General features: G+C 38.0%; 7 protein-coding genes and 3 pseudogenes. 8 read left to right on the top strand and 2 right to left on the bottom strand.

Translation table 11 applies throughout. The features are described 5' to 3' along the window. Together EO93_RS18100 and EO93_RS06870 are read right to left on the bottom strand one after the other, a co-directional pair. Positions 1-180: hypothetical protein (locus tag EO93_RS18100; RefSeq protein WP_048161651.1), on the bottom strand; the 180-nt coding region annotated here is incomplete at its 3' end. Positions 181-203: 23 nt separating this feature from the next. Next, complete coding sequence (locus EO93_RS06870; protein WP_048161649.1) at positions 204-596, bottom strand: response regulator; 393 nt, start codon at positions 594-596, stop codon at positions 204-206. 1,107 nt (positions 597-1,703) lie between these two features. Here EO93_RS06870 and EO93_RS06865 point away from each other — a divergent pair. The 8 genes and pseudogenes from EO93_RS06865 to EO93_RS18095 all read left to right on the top strand — a co-directional run. Next, positions 1,704-2,069 (top strand): response regulator, encoded by a 366-nt coding sequence (locus tag EO93_RS06865; protein WP_048135272.1) that lies wholly within the window; start codon positions 1,704-1,706, stop codon positions 2,067-2,069. Between the two features lie 288 nt (positions 2,070-2,357). After that, the gene (locus EO93_RS06860) at positions 2,358-3,503 is read left to right on the top strand and encodes a chemotaxis response regulator protein-glutamate methylesterase (protein ID WP_048161656.1); all 1,146 of its coding nucleotides are present in this window, start codon (positions 2,358-2,360) and stop codon (positions 3,501-3,503) included. A gap of 215 nt (positions 3,504-3,718) precedes the next feature. Continuing rightward, a pseudogene (locus EO93_RS18635) lies at positions 3,719-3,997 on the top strand (Hpt domain-containing protein); the annotation flags it as partial. A 413-nt stretch (positions 3,998-4,410) separates the two neighbouring features. Beyond that, positions 4,411-4,608 (top strand): annotated as a pseudogene (locus EO93_RS18630) (pentapeptide repeat-containing protein); the annotation flags it as partial. Continuing rightward, positions 4,571-5,713 carry a chemotaxis protein CheA gene (locus EO93_RS18625; protein WP_394297247.1) on the top strand — a complete coding sequence of 381 codons (1,143 nt, stop codon included), beginning with the start codon at positions 4,571-4,573 and terminating at the stop codon, positions 5,711-5,713. The pseudogene EO93_RS18630 and the gene EO93_RS18625, both read left to right, overlap by 38 nt. A gap of 122 nt (positions 5,714-5,835) precedes the next feature. Next, positions 5,836-6,834, top strand: a complete 999-nt coding sequence (locus EO93_RS06850; protein ID WP_082107588.1) for a protein-glutamate O-methyltransferase CheR — start codon at positions 5,836-5,838, stop codon at positions 6,832-6,834. Positions 6,835-6,981: 147 nt separating this feature from the next. Next, complete coding sequence (locus EO93_RS06845) at positions 6,982-7,644, top strand: chemotaxis protein CheC (RefSeq protein WP_048138650.1); 663 nt, start codon at positions 6,982-6,984, stop codon at positions 7,642-7,644. A 26-nt stretch (positions 7,645-7,670) separates the two neighbouring features. After that, a pseudogene (locus EO93_RS18095) lies at positions 7,671-8,031 on the top strand (hypothetical protein); the annotation flags it as partial.

Here is an 8,031-nt window from a genome sequence, read left to right as displayed (position 1 = left end):
ATTTAAGAATCCATAAATTTCCTGATATAGATTATTTAAGAATCCATAAATTTCCTGATATAGATTATTTAAGAATCCATAAATTTCCTGATATAGATTATTTAAGAATTCATAAATTTCCTGATTCTTGAAAAGAGTAAGAACCTCAAATAATAGGAGAATTGGAGGTTCGGCATTCATCAAGAATACTCCTTCTGGAGATATTACTCAGGAAAATTCAGTGAAGAACTCGTTAATGTAAGGAACTCTTTGACCTGCGATCCAAAAATATCAAAATTTATGGGTTTGGAAAGGACAGCATGACATCCGGCTTTTAGGAATTCCTGTTCACTTTCAGGATCACAATGTCCTGTGACAGCAACCACTTTTATGCTTCGTGTATCAGGGTTGCATTTTATCCGTTGAAGCAGTTCAAGCCCATGCATCTTTGGAAGTTCCATATCCATCAGTACAAGATCAACTTTGACCTTACTGAGAACTTCCAGCGCTTCAAAGCCGTTTTTTGCCTTCTTCGGATCATATCCGCATGATTTCAGAAGGTCAGCTTCAATGACAAGGTTAAGCAGGTTATCCTCAACGATCAGGATTTCAGGCATTTGATCAACTCCTGTGCTTGCTTAAGAATTCTCTGAACGATATCCTTCTTACAGAGATGCTATTCTTACAGAGATATCGTTCTTACAGAGATATCGTTCTTATAGGGGGTTATTTTGTGAAACGAATTTTACTGGTGGGAACAGATAAACGACTTAATTATATGGAATATTTTATCCTTACTTATCTTAGAAAAAATTCTATTAAATACCCTGATAAATTTTCTATCGCAAGCAAATTTCCATTATATATTACATTTCTGAACATAATTTGTAAGATTTGAAGGCAAATCGGTTGGAATTTGCAGGCTGGCACTCAAACACTTACAACTAAATTTTAACACCAAATAAGTGGATTTCAGTGACAAAAAGAAGACATTCAGTTCCCAGTGTTGATCCTTTACATAACGATATAGCAGATAGCAGTAAATTCCCCGACTTAATAAAGATAATATGAATTCCCGTAGAATATAAAGTTATTTATTAATATTTATACCACTGTTTTAATATATAAAGTGAAGATGAAAACATTTTATATTATATTGATGTGTCCCCAAGAAAAGTTGATTCTACGCATGGTATGAAAACAAGCACATCCAACCCTGTAGAATTTATTCTATGCAGTAACAGACCCTGATAATTTAAATAGGATTTTTAAAACTTAACAAACTTTTAGAAACGTTTTGTTAACATGCAACCATTCCAAAATAGAGACGGGTTTAAAGCTAGATAATTTGCGAAAGATAATTAAAAAAGTTTAATATAGCACGTCTCGCATATACTTTTTTATATTAACAAAAAAGACTTACGTTAGCAAAAAAACTTGCGTTAATCAATTGCGTTAACCTTATGTGTACTCTGATAAAAGTTATTTGATTAATAGCTTCAATCGGAACCCTTCAGTTGACTGCTTCAATAGGAATCCTTCAGTTGACTGCTTCAATAGAATTCATTATTATTCTGAAACTCTGAGTATTCTCAAAAATGAAATTGAGTGGTCAGATAACTTCAGGGCGGTTCCAAATATACAGTAGAACAAATATCGCCACATAAGACATTGTCACAAAGATATTGTCACTCACTTAATAAAAAATAAAAGAAGGCAAATAGATGGCAAGAGTAATGATCGTGGACGATGCCGAATTTATGCGGATGGTAATCAGAGACATTCTTTTAAAGCACGGACACGAGGTGGTTGCTGAGGTAGGTGATGGAGAAGAAGCAATTCAGACATACCTGGAGGTAAAACCTGACCTTGTGCTAATGGACATAATAATGCCAGATATGGATGGGAAAGAGGCATTGCAAAAACTTCTTTTAATGGACCCTGATGCAAAAGTGGTAATGTGCTCTTCTCTTGGGCAGCAGGCTCTGATAACGGAATCTATTAAAATAGGTGCCATGGGTTTCATAGTAAAACCTTTTGAGCCAGATGGCATGCTGGATGTAATCAAAAAAATTGCTGAGCCAAATTAACTGAAGAGCATTAAGTTAAGCGTCCGATTCTAATTACAGATCTGAATTTTAGATTAATTTTAGATTAATTTTAGATTAATTTTAGATTAATTTTAGATTAATTTTAGATTAAATATCTAATTTATGGATTAAGCATTCAATTACCGGATTAAGTATTCAATTATTGGATTAAACAGTTAGTTTTTAGATTACGTAACTGAGTTCTGGATCAAGACAGAGTGAATCGAAATACTTGAGTTAAATAAAAACGAGTTTTAAATAAACCGATTCAACAAAAAAGTGCTTGAGATGACTATCCGCGCACTCATAGTAGATGATTCTGCTTTAATTCGCAAGGTTCTTTCCGATATTCTCAAAGAAGACCCGAAGATAAGGGTTATCGGAACGGCAGTCAACGGAAAGGACGGTCTTGAAAAAATCAAGAAACTTAGGCCCGATGTAGTACTTCTGGACAATGTAATGCCTGTTCTTGACGGTCTTAAGACTCTTGCCCGTATCATGAAAGAATATCCGACTCCTGTAATAATAGTGTCAGCTCTGGGGGAAAAAGCTGAAGAGATTACCCTTACAGCTTTTGAGTACGGAGCAGTGGATGTAATCGAAAAGCCCTCAGGTGTTCTCAGTCAGAGCATGCCTGAAATGGCAGAGGAAATTTGCAGGAAAGTCAGGATAGCTACAAAAGCTAACCTTAAAAACCTGGAGTGCATGCGAGATTTAGAACCCGGGAATCCGGAAAAAGGGGAGAAGAACGGGGAAAAGAAAGAGGAAAAGAAAGAGGAGAAGAGCGGGGAAAAGAAAGAGGAAAAGAAAGGGGAGAAGAAAGAGAACAGGCTTCTGGAGAAAGTAACCTCTGTGAGAAATATACTGGCGATAGGTGCGTCCACAGGAGGCCCACGGGCCCTGGAAAAACTTATAGGCTCACTTCCCGCTGAGATTCCAGCTGCAGTTCTTGTAGTACAGCACATGCCTCCGGGTTTTACAGCATCTCTTTCAAAAAGGCTTGATGAAAAGTCAGCTCTCAGGGTAAAAGAGGCACAGGAAGGGGATAGAGTAGAGGAAGGAACTGTGCTTATAGCCCCGGGTAATTATCATATGGAAATTGTACGAAATAAAGTAAACGGCCTTGAAGAAGAAGTAGTACATTTATCTTGCAGCCCTAAAGAACTGGGGTCCAGACCTTCAGTAAATGTCCTTTTCAGATCAGTTGCACCGGTTTACGGCTCCAGAGTAATTTCCCTTGTCCTTACAGGAATGAACTGCGATGGAGCAGATGGAGCTGAAGAGATTAAAAAAATGGGGGGCAAAGTAATCGCAGAAGCCCGGAGTTCATGTGTGGTATACGGAATGCCCGGAGAAATAGTAAGGCGAAACCTGGCAGACCTCGTGCTCCCTCTGGACAGAATGGCTGAAGAAATTATCAGAATATTAGAATGAAGTTAAAGATAGAATATCTTTTGTTTACCGCAAGATTAGCCTGAAAAAGCGAATTAACCGGAAAAGTAAAAAGTAAAAATAAGACAAAAAACAAAGGAAAAAAGACAACGAGAGAGTAAAGAGAAAGTAAAGAGAGATAAATAAAGAGAGATAAAAAATTTAAAACATTTCGGAAATCCGGGTACCTCTCAGGACTATAAAAGGCAGGGAAAATCATGGATATGTCAAAATATATAGGCATTTTCAGATCGGAATCTGAGAAAAATATAAAAGAGATCAGTGATTCCCTGCTGGAGCTCGAACAGGACCCTGAAAATATGGAGCAGATGAATGTAATGTTCCGTGCAGCCCATACTTTCAAAGGTATGGCTGCGACCATGGGGTTCAAGCAGATTGTCGAACTAACACATGAGATGGAAAGCCTTATTGACAGGTTCCGTACGGGAAGGCTAACCCTTGATTCTTCTTTAATTGATATCATCTTCGAATGTCTGGATGCTCTGGAGGGACTTGTTGAAAATGTATGCAAGGGCATGGAAAGTAAAACCGTAGAGAGAAAAAACGATAGAAGTGAAGATAATAAGTCTTATCCTGATGCAGTAGAAGTCCTGAAAACTCTCAGGAATATAAATAATTTCTCAGAAGAAGTTCTCCCTTTAAAAAGTGAATTCGAGTCCTTTTCTGCAGACAAAAAGATAGAGGAAAAAATAGAGGAAAAAATAGAGGAAAAAGTAGAGGAAAAAGAAGAAAGAGAAGAAGAAAAGAAACTCGAAAGTATAAATGAGGAACTAAAAGAAAAGAAAAGCTTTACTTACTCTGGACTGGATTTCAAAGTAAAAAATATGCAAAACTCAAGAATACAGGATTCAAAGATACAGGATTCAGAGATACGGGATTCAAAGATACAGGATTCAAAGATACAGGATTCAAAGATACAGGATTCAAAGATACAGGATTCAGAGATACGGGATTCAAAGATACAGGATTCAGAGATACGGGATTCAAAGATACAGGATTCAAAGTTACAGGATTCAAAGACACAGGATTCAAAGACACGGGTTACAAGGATACAGAGTTCAAGGATCAGCACGGAACAGTTAGATAAACTGATGAATCTTGTTGGTGAGCTCGTAATCAATCGAAGCAGGGTAAAAGAGCTTACGGGGGAATCGAAATCAAAGGATCTGGAGCTTGCACTTTCCGATTTTCAGAAGTTAACCAGGGAGCTTCAGGAAGAAGTGTTAGAGATCAGAATGATTCCTCTGGATCATATAACCAATATTTTTCCTAGAATGATAAGGGATCTTGCAAGGGCACAAAATAAAAAAATTAACTTTATAATAAAGGGAAAAGAAATCAAGCTCGATAGAGCTATTATGGAAGAAATCGGAGACCCTCTGGTGCACCTGTTAAGAAACGCAGTGGACCATGGAATAGAAATTCCCGAGGAACGTGTGGAGCTTGGGAAAGAGGAAAGCGGCACTATAATGATTACAGCTTCAAAGCAGCAAAATTATGTTCTTATCAAAATAGAAGATAATGGAAGAGGAATAAGCACAGAAGAAATCCGGAAAGCTGCGTTGGAAAAAGGACTCATTTCAAGGGGGGAAGCTGAACAGCTTTCGGAAAGAGAAGCAATACAGCTAATTTTTGCACCGGGACTCAGTACTGCCAGCACAGTCACAGATCTTTCAGGCAGAGGAATTGGAATGGATGTTGTAAAGAACCGGATTGAACGTCTGGGAGGGTCCGTAAAAGTAGAATCAAACCCCGGATCCGGCTCGAAGTTCGAACTGAGGCTGCCCATAACAATCGCTCTTTATCAGGCTATGCTTGTAAAGGTCGGAGTGGAAAGATATGCGATTCCTTTCACCAGCATAGTAAAAAGTATCTCAGTCAGGAAAGAAGAAGTCCGGCATATTAGGGGTGAAGAGGTTATTGTGATAGACGAAAAAGCGCTCCCTCTCCTGAGATTGCGTAAGTTGTTTCAATTGCCTGCTGTCCAGAAAGAAGAAAGTCTGATCATTGTTATAGTGGAAAAAGCCGGACGATATATAGGCCTCGTTGTAGATTCACTGCTTGGAAAGCAGGAAGTGATTATAAAAAATTTTAAAAGCAGGCTGCTGGAAAAAACCCGGGGATTTGCAGGAGCAACAATTATGGGAGACGGGAGTGTCATTTTAATTCTTGATGTTAACTCCATAATCTGAAATCTTAATTCAAGGGACTAATAATGCCAGTAATAATCTTCAGCAAACGCCAGTAAGAATCTTCAGCAGAGAAATTACAGGTGAAAAAGGAGTGAAAGGAAGTAAAAATGGGATAAAAATGAATGAAGAATAAAGGTGGAATAAACGTAAGTGAGGAAGGAATAAAAGGAAGAAAAAATGGGATAAAAGGAAATGAGGAGAGAGTAAAAGGAAGTAAAAATGGGATAAAAGCAAGTAGAGAAGCAGTAAAAGTAAACGGAGAGAGAAGACAGATAGTTGAAGATAAAATAAAGGCGAGCAGAAATCTCGAGGAAGACCCGGGATTTGAACTATTAAAAAGAGTGATTACGGAAAGTACTGGTTTTAACTGTGAGCAATATAAAGAAGCCCATTTCAGGCGTAGAATTAACGTTCGGGTCAGAGCTACCAATTCAGAGAATTACGAAGAATACCTCAGGCTGCTGAAAAAGAACTCAGCAGAACATGAGAATCTCATTAAAACCCTTACCATAAACGTCAGTGAGTTTTTCCGAAACCCGGAAACCTTTGGAGTAATTGAAAAAGAAGTTATTCCCTTTCTGATAAAATCCAAATCAGATTCACTTGTAAAATCAATCCGTATCTGGAGTGCAGGCTGTGCAACAGGAGAAGAGGCCTATTCTCTTGCTATTTTGCTGCATAGAGTTCTTGGAAGAGACTTCGAGAAGTATAGAATAAGCATTATAGGTACTGATATTGACAATTTCAGCCTTGAAAAAGCCCGAAAAGGGGTTTACCGTGAAAATGTGCTTAAAAATGTGGATGCCAGTATAATAAAAAGCTATTTCGTACGGCAGGGGGAGACATACCAGGTTTCCAACCAGTTAAGAAGTATGATACGTTTTCAACGGCAGGATATGATATCAGAATCCTGTACAAACCATTTTGACCTTATAATCTGCCGAAACGTCATGATATACTTTAAAAAAGAAATTCAGGAACATTTGCAGCTTAATTTTCATAATGCATTGAACAGAGGAGGGTTCTTTGTGATAGGAAAAGCAGAAACACTGCTGGGAACCGCCTCAAACCGTTTTAAGCCTTACAATGCAAGAGAACGACTGTATATAAAAGAAACTTAGAATAATTAAAGAGATCTAAAAGACCTAAAAGACCTAAAAGATCTAAAAGACCTGAAAGATCTAAAAGACCTGAAAGACCTGAAAGACCAAAAGACCTGAAAGTCCTGAAAGATCTAAAAGACCTGAAGAGAATTAAAGGGGACATTCATGGAAAAGATAAGAAGCTTGAGCGAATTTGAATACGGAGCACTGAAAGAGATAGGAAACATAGGGATCGGAAACTCAGCTGTTTCTCTTTCCAGACTCGTAAACAGTCTTGTCTGTACCAGAGTTCTCGATACGAAGTTTGGATTAATCGAAAATATACCGAAAATAGCAGGCTTTTCAGAGTTACCGGTACTAGGTACATTAATGCGTATCAAAGATGATCTCAATGGTTATATCCTTGTCTTTTTTCCTGAAAACAGTGCAAGAAGTCTCTGCCTGACCCTCTCAGGTGAAGAAGAAAAAAGGGACCTGACAAATCCTATGAACCTGTCTTTAATTGAAGAAGTTAGCCATATCCTGGCAGGAACCTACATAACTTCCCTTGCGAAATTTTTGAAACTCAATCTTTCTATTTCAACACCTTACGCAGCATATGATATGTCTGACTCCATTTTCAATTCAGCCGTTACAGAGATGAGCTGCATAGCAGATTTTGCACTTATACTTGATGCAGAGTTCCTCATAAAAGAAAATAAAATTAACGGAAATATATTGACTTTACTTGACCCGGAATCTCTGAACCATCTATTAAAAAAAATTAATTCAATGATTGATCAAACACCCTGTACCGAATATGAACCATCAAATTATGAAAAATTATGAGCAAATCATCAGGAGGTTTTTACAGATTGGCCTATTCAGGCATAGTTATGGTGGGTATAGGGGACTGCGCAATAGTTAGAAGCCCTGTAAAAATTAAAACCTCCGGACTGGGTTCCTGCCTGGGAATAACCCTCTATGACAGGCAGGAAAAAATAGGAGGCCTTCTCCATACCATGCTTCCGAATATAAAAGAAGCAAGGATAAAGGATAATCCCGCCAAATTTACAGACGCAGGAATAGAGCCGACCTTCCGCAGATGTCTTCAAAAAAATAACATTTTTCTTGTTATCGTTTTTGGAGAATTAGTCGAAAATCTGCAGTTATTATCTCAACTGAAGCTTCTGGAAATAAGCTGTCTCTTATACACATCTGACGCTGCCGACGAGC

Origin of the sequence: Methanosarcina sp. 1.H.A.2.2 (assembly GCF_000979975.1) — an archaeon.
Taxonomy (GTDB): Archaea; Halobacteriota; Methanosarcinia; order Methanosarcinales; family Methanosarcinaceae; genus Methanosarcina.
The sequence above is the reverse complement of the archived record's forward strand: the minus strand, read 5'-3'. Positions and strand labels throughout refer to the sequence as shown.